Origin of the sequence: Cupriavidus sp. USMAA2-4, assembly GCF_001854305.1 — a bacterium.
Taxonomy (GTDB): domain Bacteria; phylum Pseudomonadota; class Gammaproteobacteria; order Burkholderiales; family Burkholderiaceae; genus Cupriavidus; species Cupriavidus malaysiensis.
In genome coordinates this window covers 2,218,637-2,235,688 of sequence record NZ_CP017748.1, presented here as the reverse complement: position 1 = coordinate 2,235,688, position 17,052 = coordinate 2,218,637, and the positions used below count along the sequence as shown (strand labels likewise).

Below are 17,052 nucleotides of genomic sequence, written 5' to 3'. Positions count from 1 at the left end.
CCCGGCCGTCCTCAGTTCAGCGGCAGGGTGGCGACCCAGTCGAGCATGGCCCCGACCAGCGCGTCGGACCCCGCGGCCAGCGCCTTGACCCCGCCGGCGCCGTCCGGCGTCGGCGCGGGCTGCTCCACCACGAAGGTCTTCTGCCCGATCATGCGCTCGCGGTACACGGTGGCGCGCGCGCGGATCAGGCCGTGGCTGGCACTCTCGCCGTCGAAGACCTGCTCGAAGGTGATCAGGTCGACGTGCAGCGCGGGCGCGCCGGTGTTGCCCTGCCAGGCCAGCGTGCCGCGCGCGGCGACCGCCTCGCGCAGGCGTTCGTCGAGCAGGCGCGCCGGCGACATGACCCAGCGCTGCGTCGCATAGGGCTGCAGGAGTTCGACCTGGGCATAGCGCAGCCGGTAGAAGATGGAGTTGCTGTCGAGCCAGGCGGGGCTGTCGGTCTGGGTCACGCGCAGCGGTGGCAGCGCATGCGCGGCAGGGGCCGTGCCTGCCGTCGCGGCCGAAGGCGGCGCGCCCGCGGCAGGTCCGAGATCGTAGCTGATGGTGGGGCGGCCGGGCGTCAGCGCGCAGCCGCCGAGCAGGGCCAGCGCGGCAAGGGCTGCGGCGCCGGTGGCCGGGCGCAGGCTGCCGGCGGGGAAGGGGAGGATGCGCATCATGTCGGGCCTCGGGTCGGTGGCTGGCGGCGGTTGGCGGCGGATCAGGGCGCCCGGAAGCCGGGCTCGCCCGGGCCCGGCGCCGGTGCCGGTGCGCCGAACAGCACGCTGCCCGGGCTGTCGTTGAACTGGCTGGCGGCGCGATCGATGCTGCGCACCGCCTGGCGCGCGTCGCGCGCCAGGCCGCCGACCTGCGGCAGCGTGTTCTGCGAGACGTCGCCGGCGGCGGACTGCAGCGATTCGCTGACCGCCTGCACATCGTGCCCGACCTTGTCGACCGTGCGCAGCAGCTGGCCGTTGGGGCTGGCGAGCTGCTCGGCCAGGTGGCGGGTCGCCGCCAGGGTGGCGTTGAGGTTCTCCGCCACCTGCGGCAGTTGCTGCGCGGCGGGCTCCATGGTGCGGGCCAGGTGCGAGTAACTCTCGGCGGCGCTGTGCACCGAGCGGATCGCATCCATCAGTTCGCGGCGGTTGTCGGCCTGGAACATGCTGTTGACCGAGCCCATCACGGAGTCGAGCTGGCTCAGCAGCGAGTCGCCGCGCCGCTCCAGCTCCTCGAAGAAGCCGGGCCGCATGGGGATGCGCGCCACCGCCTTGGCCGAGGTGGCCAGGCGTCCGGCCTGCGGGCCGGCGCCGGTGCGCGCGGCGGTGTCGTCCAGTTGCACGTAGGCGACGCCGGTCACGCCCTGCAGCCCCAGCGTGGCGTAGGTCGTGCCGGTGATCGGCGTGTCGTGGTCGACACTGATGCGCACGATGATCTGGCCCGACACTTCGGGATCGAACTTGATCGACACCACCTTGCCCACGTCCAGGCCGCGGTACTTGACGTCGGCCTGCGGGCCGAGGCCGTTGACGGTCGAGCGGGTGACCAGGTCGTACGGCACGCGCACGGTGTGGTCGCTGCTGAACCAGAAGATGGCGAACACCACCAGGATGGCCAGGCCCAGCGTGAAAACGCCGGCCAGGAAGGCATTCGACTTGTTTTCCATCATGCTTCTCCAGAGGGCGCGTGGGGCGGCGGCAGGGCCGTCAGGGCGCGCCGGGCCCGTTCACCGAGGAAGTACTCGCGGATGAACGGGTGGTCGATGTGCAGCAGCTCCGGGATCGGTGCGGCCGCCAGCACCTTGCGGTCGGCCAGCACGGCCACGCGGTCCGACAGCGCCACCAGCGTGTCGAGGTCGTGCGTGACCATCACCACGGTCAGGCCGAGCTCCTCGCGCAGCTCGCGGATCAGTGCCACGTAGTCGTCGGCGCCCATCGGGTCCAGTCCGGCGGTGGGCTCGTCGAGGAAGACCAGCTCCGGCTCCAGCGCGAGCGCGCGCGCCAGCGCCACGCGCTTGACCATGCCGCCGGACAGGTCGGCCGGCATCTTGTCCGCATCGCGCGCCGACAGTCCGACCAGCTGCAGCTTGAGCAGTGCCGACTGGCAGATCAGATTGTCGGGCAGGGTGCGAAGTTCACGCAGCGGCAGCGCGATATTGTCGATCACCGACAGTGCGGAGAACAGCGCGCCGCGCTGGAACTGCAGGCCCCAGCGGTTGCGCAGCGCCTGCATGCGCGCCGGCGGCAAGGTCATCACGTCCTCGCCGAACACGCGGATGGTGCCCGAGGTCGGGCGCTCCAGGCCGACGATCTGGCGCAGCAGCACGGTCTTGCCGGTGCCGGAGCCGCCGACGATGGACAGCAGCTCGCCGCGGTAGACCTCCAGCTCGAGCCCGTCGTGCACGACGTGGTCGCCGAAGCGCTTGACCAGCTTGTGTACCTCGATGATGGCCTGGCGCCGGGCGGGCGCCGCGCCGGTGCCCGGGACCAGGCCGGCCGGGGCGGGGGCGGTGCTCATAGGCCGATGTCCTTGAACAGGATGGCGAGGACGGCGTCGGCCAGGATCACGGCCGTGATCGACGTCACCACCGAGGCCGTGGTGCCGGTGCCCAGGCTGGTCGTATTGGGTTTGATGCGCAGGCCGAAATGGCAGGCGACCAGGGCGATCAGCATGCCGAACACCACGCCTTTGCCGAGGCCGAACCAGAGATTGGCCACCGGTACCGCGTCGGGCAGCGTGCGCAGGAAGAAGGCGGCGCTGATGCCTAGCTGGGAGTGTGCCGCCAGCATGCCGCCGGCCAGCGCCATCAGGTCGGTCCAGGCCACCAGCAGCGGCATCGAGACCGCCAGCGCCAGCACGCGCGGCATGATCAGCCGGAAGCCGTGCGAGATGCCCATCACGCGCATGGCGTCGAGTTCCTCGGTCACCCGCATCACGCCGATCTGCGCCGTGATGGCCGAGCCCGAGCGGCCGGCGATCAGGATGGCGGCCAGCACCGGGCCGAGCTCGCGGATCACCGCCATGCCGAGGATGTTGACGATGAACAGGCTGGCGCCGAAGGTGCGCAACTGGTTGGCCGACAGGTAGGACAGCACGATGCCGATCAGGAAGCCCACCAGCGCGGTGATGCCCAGTGCCTTGTAGCCGATGCTGTAGATATTGGCCGAGATCTCGCGCCAGGGGCCGAGGTGCGGCGCGCGCGCGAAGCGCAGCAGGTCGAAGGTGAACTGGCCCACCATGGTGACGCCGCTGACCAGCTGGGCCAGCAGCGACAGCGTCGAGCCGCCCAGCAGCGTGACCGGGTTGAAGCGCTCCACCACGTGCTTCTTCCAGCCATCGGGGCGCAGCGACATGATGCGGCCGAACACGCGCCGTTGTTCGGCGCTGACCTCGATGCCGAGCGGCAGCTTGCCGTCCCAGGCCTGCCACATCAGCTGGGCGCCGATATGATCGAGGCGGCCGACGCCGGCCAGCGACCAGCGCGTGGCGCCGTGCGCGCCGGCGCCGTCGAGGCCGCGCATGGCTTCGCGCAGTTCGCCGGCGCGTCCGCATTCGGCCAGCGCGAGCGCCGTCCAGTCGCCGCGCAGTTCCACGCTGGCGGCGCCATCCTGTCGCGTGATGTGGAGGGCAGGCGTGATCAGACTGTCCAAGGCAGGCATGATGTGATGGGACAGTCCCGATTCTAATCCATGCCGCCGGCCAGGCTGCCGCGCTGCAGCAGGGCTACAATGCGGGCTGGATGGCGCCCGCCAGGCCCGCCAGGCCGCGAGCGGGCGCCGCGTCTGTCCGGTGGACCGTCGCGCCCGTCCGCGGCGCACGCTACCGGACCGCCCGACTGCCCGACTGCCCGACTGCTCGACCGCCCGCCCCCCGACCCCCGCCCCCCCTGATCGCCCGACCGCACCTCCATCCCATGACAGCCCCCAGCCCGAACGATGCCGCGCCGCCCGCCAAGACAGCCACCGAGGCCGCCACGCTTGCCGCCTCCGGCGCCTGGCGCATCGATGCCGCCGCCCTGCGCGCCGCGCTCGATGCCGGCGCCGCGCGCGGCTGGGCCGTGGCGCTGGTCGAGGAGACCGGCTCGACCAACGCCGACCTGACCCAGGCCTGCCGCCAGGCCGCCTGGTCGGATACCGCGATGGTGCGCCTGGCCTATCGCCAGACCGCGGGTCGCGGCCGCCAGGGACGTCCGTGGCAGGGGCAGGCAGGCATGACTTTCTCGGTGGCGCTGCCCTTGCCGCTGGCGCCGGCCCGGTTGAGCGGGCTCAGCCTGGGCGTCGGCCTGGCGGTGGCCGAAGCGCTGGCGGACTGCGATGCCGGCCTGGGCGCCGCGGTCGGCCTCAAGTGGCCGAACGACCTGCAGATCGACGGCCGCAAGCTGGCCGGCATCCTGATCGAATCGGTGCCGTCGGGTCCGCAGCAACTGTGGGCGGTGATCGGCATCGGCCTCAACCTGGTGCGCGATGCCGCCATGGAGGCCGCGCTCGGGCGCCAGCTGTCGGGCGTCAGCGAGCGCATGGCGGCCTTCGATCCCGCGCGCGACCCGACCCGCCTGCTGGCTGCCATCCTCGGCCGGCTGGCGGAGATGCGCCAGGCCTTCGTCGCCCATGGCTTCGCGCCGCTGGCGCCGCGCTGGTCGGCGCGCGATGCCTACCGTGACCAGCCGGTGCGCCTGCTGCACGACGGCCGCGTGCTGTGCGAGGGCATCGCGCGCGGTGTCGACGGCGAAGGTCAGCTGCTGCTGGAGACCGCCACGGGGCTGGAACGCATCAACAGCGGCGAGCTGTCGCTGCGGCCGGCCGGAGGCGCGCAAGGATGAGCGTGCGGTCGTCCAACGCCACGGCGGCCGCGGGCCGGCCGCCGCGCCTGCTGATCGATGTCGGCAACACCCGCCTCAAGTGGGCCTGGAGTGTCGCCGGCGCCGGCACCTTGCCCACGCCCTGGCAGCAGGACGGCGCGGTCGCGCATGGCGAGACGGCGGCGCTGGCCGAGCTTGCCGGGCGCTGGCGCACGCTGGCAGGCGCCGGGCCGGCGCCGGAAGTATGGGCCAGCAATGTGGCCGGCCCGGCCATCGCCGGTGAGGTCGACGCCCTGGTGGATGCGGCTTTCGGGGCCGCGGCGAGTGTGCGCTGGGTGCGCGCCGAACCCCGCCACGACGGCCTGGTCAACGGCTACCGCGAGCCGGCGCGGCTCGGCGTCGACCGCTGGGTCGGCTGTATCGGTGCGCGCTGCTGGCAGCCCGATGGCACGCTGCTGATCGTGACCGCCGGCACCGCCACCACGCTTGACGTGGTCAGCGCCGCGCCGGCCAGCGTCGGCGCGGCGGCGCAGGCGGTGCGCGGGCGCTTCGAGGGCGGGCTGATCCTGCCGGGGCTGGAACTGATGTTGTCGTCGCTGGCGCGCAATACCGCGCAGCTGCCGGCGCTGGAGGTGAGCGAGGCCGAGTCGGCGCCGCCCTGGGCCGACAACACGCACGATGCCATCGCGGCGGGTTGCCTGGCCGCGCAGGCCGGCGCGGTCGAACGCACCTGGCGCGTGCTGCAGGCGCGCGGGCCCACGCGCTGCCTGCTGTCCGGCGGCGCGCGGCACGTGCTGGCGCGCGCGCTGTCGATGCCGTTCGAGATGCACGATAATCTGGTGCTGCTCGGCCTGCACACGATGGCGGGGCATCGTCCCGCGGCCCGCTGAGGCGCGCCGCGCCTGTCCGTCTTGTTCCACCGGGACCCCGATCGCGCCATGCCCTTCCGAGGCCTGCTCCCGACGCTGCTGATCCTGCTGTGCCTGCTCAACGCGCTGCTGCTGGCGGCGGCGCTCGGTGCCTTCGGCCGCGAGCCGCTGGCCGGCCGGCTGGAGAGCCCGCGCGAGCCGCAGCGGCTCGGCCAGCAGGTCCGCGCCGAGCGCTTCCTGCCGGCGGCGTCCGAAGCGGCATCCGAAGCGGCATCGGCCGCAGCCGGCGAACCGGCGAGCGCGCCCGCGACCGCGCCGGCAGGCGCTTCAGGTCCGGTCGCGCCGGCGGCGGCCAACCCGGCTGCCCGGCCGGCCGCAGCGGCGCCCTTGGCCGCCTCTGCGATCCAGGCGGTGGCCGCACCGGCCCAGCCGCTTGCGGCGGGGCGTCCGCTGCCGTGCGTGGAGATCGGCGGCTTGAGCGGCGATGCCGCGCGCGAGCTGTCGCAGGCGCTGGCCGGTGCCGGCCGTGTCGAGGCCTTCGAGCGGCAGGAGCAGGTGCGCTGGTGGGTCCACCTGCCGTCGCAACCGAGCCGCGAGCAGGTGCAGCGCAAGCTGGGCGAACTGCGCCGGCGCAACGTTACCGATGTGTCGGTGGTGGCGGCGGGAACGCCGCAAACCTTCACGGTGTCGCTCGGGCTGTTCCGCGAGCGGGAACGCGCCGAGCATTATCTGGAAATCCTGCGTGGCCTCGGCGTACGGACGGCGGTGCTCAGCGACACGCCGCACCAGCTGACCCGGCAGTGGCTGCGCGTACGCGACGTGGATGCGGCGCAGCGCACGCGCCTGGAGGCGATCCGGCGCCGTTTCGGCGCCGCCGACCTGCAGGCCTGCGCCTGAGCGGGCGGCCCGGCGCGGCGGCTTACTGGCCCTGGCGGACCTTGGCCACCAGCTTGGTGGTGGAGCGGTCGTGCAGGAAGGGGATGGCAACCGCATGGCCGCCCCAGCTGCGTACCAGGCGGGTCTCTTCCAGCGTGTCGATGTCGTAGTCACCGCCCTTGACGTAGACGTCGGGGCGCACCAGGCGGATCAGTTCCACCGGCGTACGCTCGCGGAACATCGCCACCAGGTCGACCGAGGCCAGCGCGGCCAGCAGCGCCATGCGGTCGGATTCCTGGTTGAGCGGCCGGTCGTCGCCCTTGCCCAGCATGCGCACCGAGGCGTCGCTGTTGACGCCCACCACCAGGCTGGCGCCCAGTTCGCGGGCCTGCGCCAGATAGGTCGCGTGGCCGCGGTGCAGGATGTCGAAGACGCCATTGGTGAACACCAGCGGACGCGGCAGCGCGGCGATGGCCGCGGCCAGTGCCTGGGTGTCATCGGCGGGGACGAGCTTGGATTCGAAACGGGGTGCGGACATGGCGGAAGGCGGGAAGGCGTTGGCCCGGTGGAAGCCGGGCAAAACAAAGCCCCATCGCGGGATGGGGCTTGTCTGGCTGCCGGCGCGGGCTCAGGCCTGCGCGGGCTGCAGGCGCGCGTTCAGTTCCTTGCGGTAGCGGTTCAGGTCCTGCACGCTTTCGAAGGTGCGCTCCATCAGCAGCGACATATTGTGCAGGATGCGCTCGATCACCTTCTTCTCCCAGCCTTCGTCGAAGCGGATCTGCTCGTCGAGCCAGCGTTCGAGCCAGTCCGGGTCCGGCAGGCGCGACTGGATGGTGTCGTGCGGGAACAGGGACTTGTTGACGTGCAGGTTGGTCGGGTGCAGCGGCTTTTCCGTGCGGCGGGCCGAGGCCATCAGCACGCCGATCTTGGCGAAGGCCGAGCGCGCGCTGTCGCCGAACTGCGTCAGGTACTTCTTCATGTAGCGCAGGTAGGCGCCGCCGTGGCGGGCTTCGTCCTGCGACAGCGTGCGGTAGATATGCTTGATGACCGGTTCGGTGTGCCACTCGGCGGCACGGCGGTACCAGTGGTTCAGACGGATCTCGCCGCAGAAGTGCAGCATCAGCGTTTCCAGCGGCGGGGCCGGATCGAACTCGAAGCGCACCGCGTGCAGCTCTTCCTCGGTCGGCACGAGGTCGGGGCGGAAGCGGCGCAGGTATTCCATCAGTACCAGCGAGTGCTTCTGTTCCTCGAAGAACCAGATGCTCATGAATGCCGAAAAGTCCGAATCGTGCCGGTTGTCGCGCAGGAACATCTCCGTGGCCGGGAGGGCGGACCACTCCGTGATGGCGTTCATGCGGATGGTCTTGGCCTGGTCTTCGGTCAACAGGCTGGCGTCGAAACTATCCCAGGGGATGTCCTTGTCCATGTGCCAACGCACCGATTCAAGCGATTTGAACAGTTCGGGGTAGAGCATGTTAAGCCTTTGAAATTACGGGCAGATTCTACCAGATGCGAATTATTCTCTATTCCCTTTTTTAGGTGGAAAGCGAGTGAATGCAACCGTTTTGATGGTTTTCTGCGAATTTTCCTGGCAATTGGGTCGACCCCGCCGCTTGCAGCGGGCAGCAGATGCCCAATCGGCGCCTGCCTTGGCGCTGGTGTCTCAGGCGAGCGCGGGCGCCGGCGGCTCCCGGTCCAGCTCGGCCTGCGGCCGGTGCGGCGTCGGGATCACGCCATACAGGAAGGCGGCCAGCTCGTCCTCTTGCGCCGCCGCATCACGCTCGCCCAGGGCCAGCAGCGCCTGAGTGAACTCGGGCTCGAACAGCAGGTAGCTGGCGAAGGCGGCGCCACGCGCCTCGGTGCCGCCGAGCGGTGTCAGCAGCGCACGCACCGTGCGCGGCAACCGCTCCACATGCTCGGCGGCGATGGCCTCGATCGGTTCGCTCGGCGAGACGGTCATCACTTCCACGGGGCGCCAGCCCTCGCTGTCGCTGGCCAGCTCCGGCATGCGCGCCAGCAGGCTGTTGATGTGCTGGAGCCGCTCCAGGTCGGCCGACAGGCCGTCGAGGAAGATGCTCGCCAGCGCCTGTCCGCCGACCTGCGCGAGCGAGGGATAGCCGCCGGCCGGCACGGTGTCGAACCAGCCCGGCCGCTGCCGCGAAGCCGCGCCGATGGCGAGGACGCGCGAGGCGCCCAGGTGGATGGCCGGCGACAGCGGCGACATCTGCCGCATGGTGCCGTCGCCGAACCACTCGTGGTGCCCTTCCAGCTCCAGCGGCATGGCCGGGAACAGGAAGGGGATGGAGGACGAGGCCAGCAGGTGGTCGACGCCGATGCGCGCCTCGACCGCCATGCGCTGGCTGCGCCGCCAGGGATGGATGCGGTGGTGCGACTGGTAGAAGGTGACGTGGCGACCGGTGGTATAGGACAGCGCGGTCACGGCGAAGGCCTGCAGCGACCCGGCGTCGAGGCTGGCCTGGACCCGCTCGGTGTCGAACAGCTCGCCCAGCATGGCGCCCAGTGGCGCGTTGTCGAACAGGGCGCGCGGGGCGCGCTGCACGGCCCAGCCCAGCGCCAGCGCGGACAGCCAGCGGGCGCCCGACACGCCCACGCGCAGCACGTCGGTGCGGTAGACGTCATCGGCATGGATGCCATGCCACAGGGCGGCCAGCCGTTCGGCGGCCGCCTGGAAGTCGTGGGCATGGATGGCGAGCCCGGCACCGTTGATGGCGCCTGCCGAGGTGCCGCAGATGATCTCGAAAGGAATGCGCACATGGTCGAGCCCGTGGCGCCGGGCGATGCGCGCCAGTCCCCGCAGCACGCCGGCCTGGTAGGCGGCGCGCGCGCCGCCGCCCATCATCACCAGGGCCGTGAGGCGCGGCGCACCGTTGCGGCGGGGGCTGGCCATGCGTGTCAGGCCTTGCCTCCGGCCTTGCCGCCGGCAGGCTTGGCGGCGCTTTTCCTGGCGGCCGGGCGCTTGGCCGCCGGCTTGCGCGCGGCGGTGCCGCCGGTGGCCTTGGCGGCGGGCTTGGCCTTGCCGGTGTCGCCGGCGGCCTTGCCGGCCCCATCGTCCCCCTTGCCCGCCTCGCCCGCGCCGGATGCCGGCGCGGTCCCGAAGGCCGCCAGGTTGCCGAACGGCGCCAGGCTGGCGGCCGCGGCGCTGCTGGCGATCTGGTTGAACTGGTGCTGCAGCATGTCCCACCAGATGCCGGCGTTGGGCGGCGCCTCGCCGTGGGCGGCGCCGTTGCCCTGATGGGCGCCGGCCGCGCCGGGACGGGCGCCGGCTTCGCTGTCAGGCGCCGGGGCGTCGGGCTCGGGAGCGGGCTCCGGCCGGCTTGCGCTGCGGAAGACGGGCGCCTCGTCCCGGCTGGCGTGCTCGGGCGGTGCGGCGCTCGGCGCAGTGGCCGCGCGCGCTACGTTTTCCATGGCGTTCTGCATGGCTTCGGGCGACAGCGCGCTGCCGAAGGTCTGCAGCGCGACCAGTGTCGCGCGTTGCACTTCGAGGCCCTGGATGGTGGTGCGCAGCAGGTTGGTGTTGAGCTGCAGCCAGCTTTCCACGGCCTTCAGGTCATGGATGCGTTTGTCGAGCTCGTCGAGGTCCATCGGCGGCGTCATGGCCTGCAGGCCGGGCATCAGGCCGCCGGGCAGGCCGCTGGCGTTGCCCCAGAGCTTGCGCAGGAACTCGAAGCCGTTGGTGAAATCGGGAATCTGTCCGAACATGCGCTAACCCTCCTGGTGGGGCGCGCAGCCCGCGCCGGGCTGCGGCCATCGTAGTGTCTCGTGTACCGCTTACCTGAAGCCGGGCGGCCGCTTTTCGCGCAGGCTCGCCATGCCTTCGTGCACATCCGGGCCGGCGAAGCCCATGAATTCCAGGGCCAGCGAGGTATCGAAGGCGGGGCCGGCCATGCGCAGCCAGTTGTTGAGCGCGTACTTGGTCCAGCGGATCGCGCTCTGCGATCCCGCCGCGAGCCGCCGCGCCACCTCGAAGGCGCGCTCGACCAGCTCCGACTCGTCCACCGCCAGCGATACCAGGCCGATCCGCTCGGCTTCCTCGCCGCTGACCGACTCGCACAGCATCAGATAGTACTTGGCCTTGGCCATTCCGCACAGCAGGGGCCACACGATGGCCGCATGGTCGCCCGCGGCCACGCCCAGGCGGGTGTGCCCGTCGACGATGCGCGCGTCCCTGGCCGCGATCGAGATGTCGGCCAGCAGGCCGGCCACCAGGCCGGCGCCGACGGCGGGGCCGTGCATGGCCGAGACCACCGGCTTGTCGCAGTTGATGACGTTGTAGACCAGGTCGCGCGCCTCGTGCCAGACGCGGGTGCGGGTATCGAAGTCGTTGGCCATGTCCTCGACCAGCGACAGGTCGCCGCCCGCCGAGAAGCCTTTGCCCTCGCCGCGGATCAGCGCGACGCGGATGTCCGGGTCGGCCGACACGTCGCGCCAGATCTCGGCCAGCTCGCGGTGCATATTGGCGTCGGCGGTGGCGAGCTTGCGGTTGGCCGATTGCGCCGCGCCCATCACGATCTCGAGGATGGGGCCGTGGCGGCGCAGGGTCAGCGCCTGGTAGCGGTCATAGCGGGGCGACAGCTGGCTGTCGGCGGAAGACGGGGCGGAAGCGGTCATGTCAGCGGGCCTGTGGTCGGGCTTGCGGAAAGCGTGAGGGGAGCCGGGCGGGGCCCGGGGCGTGGCGGTCGCGCACCCCTGGCGGGATTCGTCGACCGAACGGTCGGTGAATTATAGGCAATCCCGCCATGTCGTGTCCCGCCCCGACCGGGGCCGCGCTGCCGGCACTCAGCCCTGCGCCACCGCCTGGTCGATCGCGCCGAAGATGGAAGCGCCCTCGGCATCGAACATCTCGATCTTGACCGCGTCGCCGAACTTCATGAAGTCGGTGACCGGCTTGCCGCCGTCGATGATTTCGAGCATGCGCTTTTCGGCGATGCAGCAATAGCCCTTGCTGCGGTCGACGTTGGAGATGGTGCCGGAACCGACGATGCTGCCGGCGCGCACATTGCGCGTCTTGCAGATATGTGCGATCAGCTGGCCGAAATCGAACACCATATCGGTGCCGCAGTCCGGCGCGCCCACCTTCTTGCTGTTCCACCACACCGTCATGGGCCGGTGCACCTTGCGCTCGCGCCAGGCCCCGCCCAGTTCGTCGGGCGTCACTGCCACCGGCGAGAAGGCGGTGGCGGGCTTGCTCTGGAAGAAGCCGAAGCCCTTGCCCAGTTCCGCGGGGATCAGGTTGCGCAGCGAAACGTCGTTGGCCAGCACCAGCAGGCGGATCGATTCGGCAGCCTGCTCGGGCGTGGCGCCCATGCGCACGTCGCCGGTGATGACCGCGACCTCGGCCTCGAAGTCGATGCCCCAGGCCTCGCTCGCACAGACGATGTCGTCCTCGGGGCCGAGGAAATCGTCGGAGCCGCCCTGGTACATCAGCGGGTCGGTCCAGAACTCGGGCGGCATCTCCGCGCCGCGCGCCTTGCGCACCAGCTCCACGTGGTTGACGTAGGCGGAGCCGTCGGCCCACTGGTAGGCGCGCGGCAGCGGCGCCATGCAGTGGGCCGGCTCGAAGGGGAAGGGATGGCGCGCGCGGCCGGCATTGAGGGCGTCGTACAGGTCCTGCAGCTGCGGCGCGTAGAACTGCCAGTCGTCGAGCGCGGTCTGCAGGCGGCTGGCGATGTCGGTGGCGTAGTGGGCAGTCTTCAGGTCGCGCGAGACGACGGCCAGCTGGCCGTCGCGGGACCCGTCCTTGAGGGTGGCAAGTTTCATGAGTGCAAGGCGAGGAGGATCGGATGGCGCCGGGACCGCGGTCCCGGCGCCTGGACTAGTCTACCGTGATGCCCTTGGCCTTGATCAGCTTGCCCCAGCGCTCGGCCTCGCTGCGCGCGTACTGGGCGAATTCCTCCGGCGTGCTCGACACCGGCTCCACGCCGATGCCCTCGAAGCGCTTCTGCACCTCGGGGCTCTTCAGCGCCTTGACCAGCTCGGCATTGAGCCGCGCCACCACCGGGCGCGGCGTGCCAGCCGGCACCACCACGCCCTGCCAGGCGTAGGCCTGGAAGTCGGCCGTGCCGGCCACGCCGCTTTCGGCGACGGTCGGCACATTGGGCAGCACGCCCAGGCGGCGCGGCGTGGCCACCGCCACCGGACGCAGCTTGCCGGCCAGCACGTTCTGCTGCCCCGAGGCGAGGTCGACGAACATCAGGTCGACCTGGCCGGCCATCAGGTCCTGCACCGCCGGGGCGGCGCCCTTGTACGGCACGTGGGTCATCTTCGTATGGGTCTGGTCCATGAACAGCTCCATGGCCAGGTGGTGCGGCGAGCCCGCACCGGGCGAGGCGAAGTTGACCTTGCCGGGATGCTGCTGCGCATAGGCCACGATGTCCTTGAGCGTGTGCGCGGGGAAGCCGGGCGAGGTCACCAGCACCAGCGGGAAGCGCGCCACCAGGCTGACGTGGGCGAAGTCCTTGTCGGCGCTGTAGGGCAGCTTTTTGTACAGCGACGGGTTGGCGGCCAGGGTGCCGGTGTCGGCGGTCAGCAGCGTGTAGCCGTCGGGCTTGCTGTGGGCGACGGCATCGGCGCCGACGATGGTAGCCGCGCCCGGGCGGTTGTCGACCACCACCGGCTGGCCCAGCGCCGGGCTGATGGCCTGGCCCAGCGCGCGTGCCACCACGTCGGTGCCGCCGCCGGCGGGGTAGGGCACGATCCAGCGCAGCGGCTGGCCGGGCCAGTTGTCGCCGGCGGCGCTGGCCGCGCCCGGCAGGCCCAGCGCGAGCGCGCCCAAGGCCAGCGCGGCCGGTGCGGCCAGGCGCCGCGACAGCAACGGAAGGGACAGCAAGGGAAGGAAAGCGGACAAAGGCCAGGGGTGGCGCGTGCGCGTCATCGGTTGTCTCCAGGGAGGGTTGGGGCATCGTCCGGTGCCGCTGCGTGGCGCGGCAGCCGGGAGCCGTTCTTGTGGTGGGAAAGTCTACCGGCGACTTAAAAATTGGTAAATCGGTTTCGCTATAGTAAATTCGATGTGGATGCCAAGCCGCTCTGCTCTGACGACCCGCCCCGGCCGGCCGGCGACCTGGCGCAGGCCGCACCCCGATGCGGCCGGCTCCTCTTCCTCTTCTGCTACTCTCGCGCGCATGAGTGAAATCGAAGACGACGACTCCAAGCTGCGTTCCGGCATCCAGTCCATCGAGGTCGGGTTCAAGCTGCTGCAGGCCCTGGCCTTGTCGCCTCGCGCCATGATGCTGCGCGACCTCGCCGCCGCCGCCGACATGAACCCCGCCAAGGCCCACCGCTACCTGGTCAGCTTCCAGCGCCTCGGCCTGGTGGCGCAGGATCCGGTCAGCGGGCGCTACGACCTCGGGCCCTTCGCCCTGCAGCTGGGGCTGGCCGGGCTGAACCGGCTCGACCCGGTCAAGAAGGCGCGCCCCATCCTGTCCCAGCTGCGCGATGACACCGACCTGACCGTCGGCATCGCGGTCTGGGGCAATCACGGGCCGACCATCGTGCACTGGGAGGAGTCCAGCCATCCGGTCACGGTCAGCCTGCGCCTGGGCGATGTGATGCCTATGCTCAACTCGGCCACCGGGCGCCTGTTCGGCGCCTTCCTGCCGAAACAACAGACGCTGCCGCTGGTCGAACGGGAACTGGCCGCGCGCGGGCAGGACGATATCCCCGACATGCCGCGCACGATGGCTGCCTACGAGGCGATCTGCAGCGAGGTGCGCGAGCACGGCGCGGCGCTGACCCGCGGTGGCGTGCTGCCGGGCATCAATGCCTTTTCGATGCCGGTGTTCGACGCCAACGGCCATGTCGCCATGGCCCTGATCGCGCTGGGCGCGCAAAGCGTGTTCGACGCCGACTGGGGCGGGGCGGTCGATCGCCGCGTGCGCGCGATCGCCAGCCAGCTTTCCTCGGAACTTGGCTACCTTGGCGCAGACGCCCGGGCCGGGCAAGACGGCCACTCCTGACGGTTTCCCCCGGCGCCGGCTGCGCTGGGTGGCGGTGCTCGTGCTGGTGCTGGCCGCGCACGCGCTGGTGCTGCTCGGCCTGGTCCACATACCAGGGCCGCTGGTTCCATTGCCCGCGACCGACGTGCCGGCACTCGAGGCCATCCTGCTGCCGCCGCCCGCGCCGCCGCAGCCCCAGCAGCAGCCCGCGCGGCCTGCCCCCCGGCCCGCGCCCAGGCCGGCGCCGCGTCCGGCACCGGTGCCGCGCCAGGCGCCCGAGGCGGCGCCCGCGCCGCCCGTGGCCACGGTGCCCGCGGGTGAGACCGAGACGGCCAGCGCCGGCGGCACCAGCGGCACCGCGCCGGCCGCTACCGAGGCCGCCGAGCCCACCCCCCCGGCACCGCCGGCGCCTGCGGTGCACTACGTCGTGCCGCCCCCGGTCACGCTGCACTACGCCAGCTATGTCAATGGCGTGCGCAACCCGGACGGCCTGATCCGCTGGCAGCAGGACGGCGGCCGCTACCAGCTCGCGGTGGAGACGCGCGTGCTGTGGTTCCGTTTCGCTTTCCACAGCGCCGGGGCGCTGGGGCCGGCCGGACTGGTGCCGCAGCGCTACGAGGAGAGCCGGCGCGGCCGTGTGGAAACCGCGCAGTTCGACCCCGCCGCCGGCACCGTGACCTTCGTCCCCGGCAATCGGCAGGTGCCGCTGCCGGCCGGTGCGCAGGACCGCTTCAGCGTGTTCCTGCAGATGGTCGGCCTGGTGCGAGGCAATCCCCGGCGCTATGCCGTGCCGGGCGTCACCGAGCGCTTCCAGGTGGCGGATACCCGCGACATCGAGCCGATGCAGGTACAGTATGTGGGCGAGGAGGAAGTCGAAACCGGCCAGGGTTTCCTGCGCGCCAAGCACTTCGTGCGCCTGCCGCGCCGGGCCGACGACCGCCGCCGCGTCGAGATCTGGCTGGCCGAGCCGCTCGGCTGGATGCCGGTCCAGCTGCGCCAGACCGAGCCGGACGGCACACAGATCGACCTGATCTACCGCGGCAGCGAGGCTGCCGCCGGCGGCGCCTGAGTCCGCAGCGCGTTTTCCGGCGCCGCCCGTCCGCCGTGATTCATCGATGCCAAGGAGGTTTGCCATGAGCGCCGAATCCACTGTCCAGCCGCTGCGCCGCGTGCCGGTCGACGACATCGAGTTGCAGGTCCGCGTCGATGGCAGCGACGGTCCCTGGGTCGTGATGGTCCATGCCCTGGGCGCCAACCATACCTTGTGGGACGCTGCCGCCCGCCACCTGGCGCCGCGTTATCGCGTGGCGCGCCTCGACCTGCGCGGCCACGGCGGCAGCAGCGCGCCGATCGGCGCCTATTCGATGCTGCGTCTTGCCGATGATGTCGCCGCCGCGATGGATGCCCTCCAGATCCCGCAGGCGCACTACGTCGGCATTTCCCTGGGCGGCATGATCGGCCAGGTGATGGGGGTGCGCCATCCGGAGCGCCTGCTCTCGCTGACGCTGGCCGACACGGTCGACCGCACGCCGCTGGAGGCACACCCGATGTGGCACGAGCGCATCGGCCAGGCCGAGGCGCATGGCATGGCGGGCCTGGTCGAGGCGACGCTGGCGCGCTGGCTGACGCCGGAGTTCCGCGCCGCGCAGCCCGAGGAGAGCGAGCGCATCCGGGCCATGATCCTGGACACGCCGGTGCACGGCTACGTCGGCGCCGCGCTGGCCATCCTGGCCTTCGACATGGCGAGCGCCATCCATCGCATCCAATGTCCGGCGCTGGTGGTGGTGGGTGACCAGGATGCCGGTTCGCCGCTGCCTGGCGCGCGGGCCATGGCCGCGGCGATTCCCGGCGCCCGGCTCGAAGTGCTGCCGCAGGCCGCGCACTTGGCGCCGATCGAGCGCGCCGAGCGCTTTCATGCGCTGCTGGACGCATTTCTCGGCCATTCCGCCTGCGGCGCGCAATGCGACATTCCGTGACCCGGCGCGCGTTTCGAGGCGGCATTCAAGAACTTGCACGCGGCGCCGTTGCCCAATGCATGAGGGATGCGATGGAACGATCGCGAGGGCGCCGGCCCCCTGGACTTGAATTGCCGGCGGGCATCCCCAGTTAGGAGAAGAAATCGCGGAAGGTAGCCAGGCTCGCGCTGGCGGCAGCAGTGAACCCCTTCCGCCCACAAGACGCCAGGAGGTATGCCATGCAAATGATCTACAACAGCGACAACTATTGTGTTGTCGAGTTTGGTGCGGACGTCGAGCATGCGCCTCTCGCCTCGGGCGGCTACGAGATCGTCGACAAGAACCTGAAACGCGAGATCTTTCTCGGCGGCTCTCTGGCCGAGCATTTCCGCGCCGACGTGAAACGTCTGATCGAGAGCGAGCCGTCGGTGGAAGAGGTGGACGATTTTCTCGCCAAGTTCGATACCGTGATGACCCATCCGCTGGTCATGCACTGATCCGGCATCGCGCAGCCGGGGACGCGGCCGCTGCCTGTCCCCGGGGAAGCAAAAAGCCCGCGGCCTGCCGCGGGCTTTTTGCTGGGCGACGCTGGCCCGGCTGTCTCGCCCCGCGCTGCCGGGGCATGCTGA

General features: G+C 71.2%; 18 protein-coding genes. 7 read left to right on the top strand and 11 right to left on the bottom strand.

Features of this window, described 5'->3' with window-relative positions; translation table 11 throughout:
- Window positions 1-11: 11 nt before the first annotated feature.
- The 4 genes from BKK79_RS09900 to BKK79_RS09885 are packed head-to-tail and all read right to left on the bottom strand — an operon-like array spanning window position 12 to window position 3,632.
- Window positions 12-656: an ABC-type transport auxiliary lipoprotein family protein gene (locus BKK79_RS09900; protein WP_071037611.1), complete on the bottom strand. Its 645-nt coding sequence runs from the start codon at window positions 654-656 to the stop codon at window positions 12-14.
- Between the two features lie 41 nt (window positions 657-697).
- The gene (locus tag BKK79_RS09895; protein WP_071010700.1) at window positions 698-1,642 is read right to left on the bottom strand and encodes an MlaD family protein; all 945 of its coding nucleotides are present in this window, start codon (window positions 1,640-1,642) and stop codon (window positions 698-700) included.
- Window positions 1,639-2,490, bottom strand: a complete 852-nt coding sequence (locus tag BKK79_RS09890) for an ABC transporter ATP-binding protein (protein WP_071010701.1) — start codon at window positions 2,488-2,490, stop codon at window positions 1,639-1,641. Before BKK79_RS09890 ends, BKK79_RS09895 begins: the two co-directional genes overlap by 4 nt.
- Window positions 2,487-3,632 (bottom strand): MlaE family ABC transporter permease, encoded by a 1,146-nt coding sequence (locus BKK79_RS09885; protein WP_083383911.1) that lies wholly within the window; start codon window positions 3,630-3,632, stop codon window positions 2,487-2,489. The genes BKK79_RS09890 and BKK79_RS09885 overlap by 4 nt, the downstream gene beginning before the upstream one ends.
- Before the next feature lie 254 nt (window positions 3,633-3,886).
- Here BKK79_RS09885 and BKK79_RS09880 point away from each other — a divergent pair, with 254 nt between their 5' ends.
- The 3 genes from BKK79_RS09880 to BKK79_RS09870 are packed head-to-tail and all read left to right on the top strand — an operon-like array spanning window position 3,887 to window position 6,537.
- Window positions 3,887-4,792 (top strand): biotin--[acetyl-CoA-carboxylase] ligase, encoded by a 906-nt coding sequence (locus BKK79_RS09880; RefSeq protein ID WP_071010702.1) that lies wholly within the window; start codon window positions 3,887-3,889, stop codon window positions 4,790-4,792.
- Window positions 4,789-5,661 (top strand): type III pantothenate kinase, encoded by an 873-nt coding sequence (locus tag BKK79_RS09875; RefSeq protein WP_071010703.1) that lies wholly within the window; start codon window positions 4,789-4,791, stop codon window positions 5,659-5,661. The genes BKK79_RS09880 and BKK79_RS09875 overlap by 4 nt, the downstream gene beginning before the upstream one ends.
- A 48-nt stretch (window positions 5,662-5,709) precedes the next feature.
- Window positions 5,710-6,537 (top strand): hypothetical protein, encoded by an 828-nt coding sequence (locus BKK79_RS09870; protein ID WP_071038487.1) that lies wholly within the window; start codon window positions 5,710-5,712, stop codon window positions 6,535-6,537.
- Window positions 6,538-6,559: 22 nt separating this feature from the next.
- Here the strand turns inward: BKK79_RS09870 and rfaE2 are convergent, their stop codons facing one another.
- The 7 genes from rfaE2 to BKK79_RS09835 form a co-directional block, all read right to left on the bottom strand.
- Complete coding sequence (gene rfaE2, locus BKK79_RS09865) at window positions 6,560-7,054, bottom strand: D-glycero-beta-D-manno-heptose 1-phosphate adenylyltransferase (protein WP_071015985.1); 495 nt, start codon at window positions 7,052-7,054, stop codon at window positions 6,560-6,562.
- A gap of 90 nt (window positions 7,055-7,144) precedes the next feature.
- Window positions 7,145-7,990 carry a ferritin gene (locus BKK79_RS09860; RefSeq protein WP_071010705.1) on the bottom strand — a complete coding sequence of 282 codons (846 nt, stop codon included), beginning with the start codon at window positions 7,988-7,990 and terminating at the stop codon, window positions 7,145-7,147.
- A gap of 189 nt (window positions 7,991-8,179) precedes the next feature.
- On the bottom strand, window positions 8,180-9,424 hold the full coding sequence (locus BKK79_RS09855) for a patatin-like phospholipase family protein (RefSeq protein ID WP_071010706.1): 1,245 nt from the start codon (window positions 9,422-9,424) through the stop codon (window positions 8,180-8,182).
- 5 nt (window positions 9,425-9,429) lie between these two features.
- Entirely contained in the window at window positions 9,430-10,236 is an 807-nt protein-coding gene (locus BKK79_RS09850) for a PhaM family polyhydroxyalkanoate granule multifunctional regulatory protein (protein ID WP_071037610.1), read from the bottom strand.
- Window positions 10,237-10,305: 69 nt separating this feature from the next.
- Complete coding sequence (locus BKK79_RS09845) at window positions 10,306-11,145, bottom strand: enoyl-CoA hydratase/isomerase family protein (RefSeq protein ID WP_071010708.1); 840 nt, start codon at window positions 11,143-11,145, stop codon at window positions 10,306-10,308.
- A gap of 168 nt (window positions 11,146-11,313) precedes the next feature.
- Window positions 11,314-12,294, bottom strand: a complete 981-nt coding sequence (locus BKK79_RS09840; RefSeq protein WP_071010709.1) for a fumarylacetoacetate hydrolase family protein — start codon at window positions 12,292-12,294, stop codon at window positions 11,314-11,316.
- 55 nt (window positions 12,295-12,349) lie between these two features.
- Complete coding sequence (locus tag BKK79_RS09835) at window positions 12,350-13,408, bottom strand: Bug family tripartite tricarboxylate transporter substrate binding protein (protein ID WP_083383912.1); 1,059 nt, start codon at window positions 13,406-13,408, stop codon at window positions 12,350-12,352.
- 247 nt (window positions 13,409-13,655) lie between these two features.
- On the opposite strand from BKK79_RS09835, the gene BKK79_RS09830 reads away from it, so the two are divergent.
- The 4 genes from BKK79_RS09830 to BKK79_RS09815 all read left to right on the top strand — a co-directional run bounded on the left by BKK79_RS09830 (window position 13,656) and on the right by BKK79_RS09815 (window position 16,920).
- Window positions 13,656-14,489 (top strand): IclR family transcriptional regulator, encoded by an 834-nt coding sequence (locus BKK79_RS09830; protein WP_071010710.1) that lies wholly within the window; start codon window positions 13,656-13,658, stop codon window positions 14,487-14,489.
- A gap of 34 nt (window positions 14,490-14,523) precedes the next feature.
- A complete protein-coding gene (locus BKK79_RS09825) occupies window positions 14,524-15,537 on the top strand; it encodes a DUF3108 domain-containing protein (protein WP_232346307.1) in 1,014 nt (337 codons plus the stop codon).
- Between the two features lie 64 nt (window positions 15,538-15,601).
- Window positions 15,602-16,444: an alpha/beta fold hydrolase gene (locus tag BKK79_RS09820; protein WP_071010712.1), complete on the top strand. Its 843-nt coding sequence runs from the start codon at window positions 15,602-15,604 to the stop codon at window positions 16,442-16,444.
- A 218-nt stretch (window positions 16,445-16,662) separates the two neighbouring features.
- Complete coding sequence (locus tag BKK79_RS09815; protein ID WP_071010713.1) at window positions 16,663-16,920, top strand: BTH_I0359 family protein; 258 nt, start codon at window positions 16,663-16,665, stop codon at window positions 16,918-16,920.
- Window positions 16,921-17,052 lie beyond the last annotated feature (132 nt).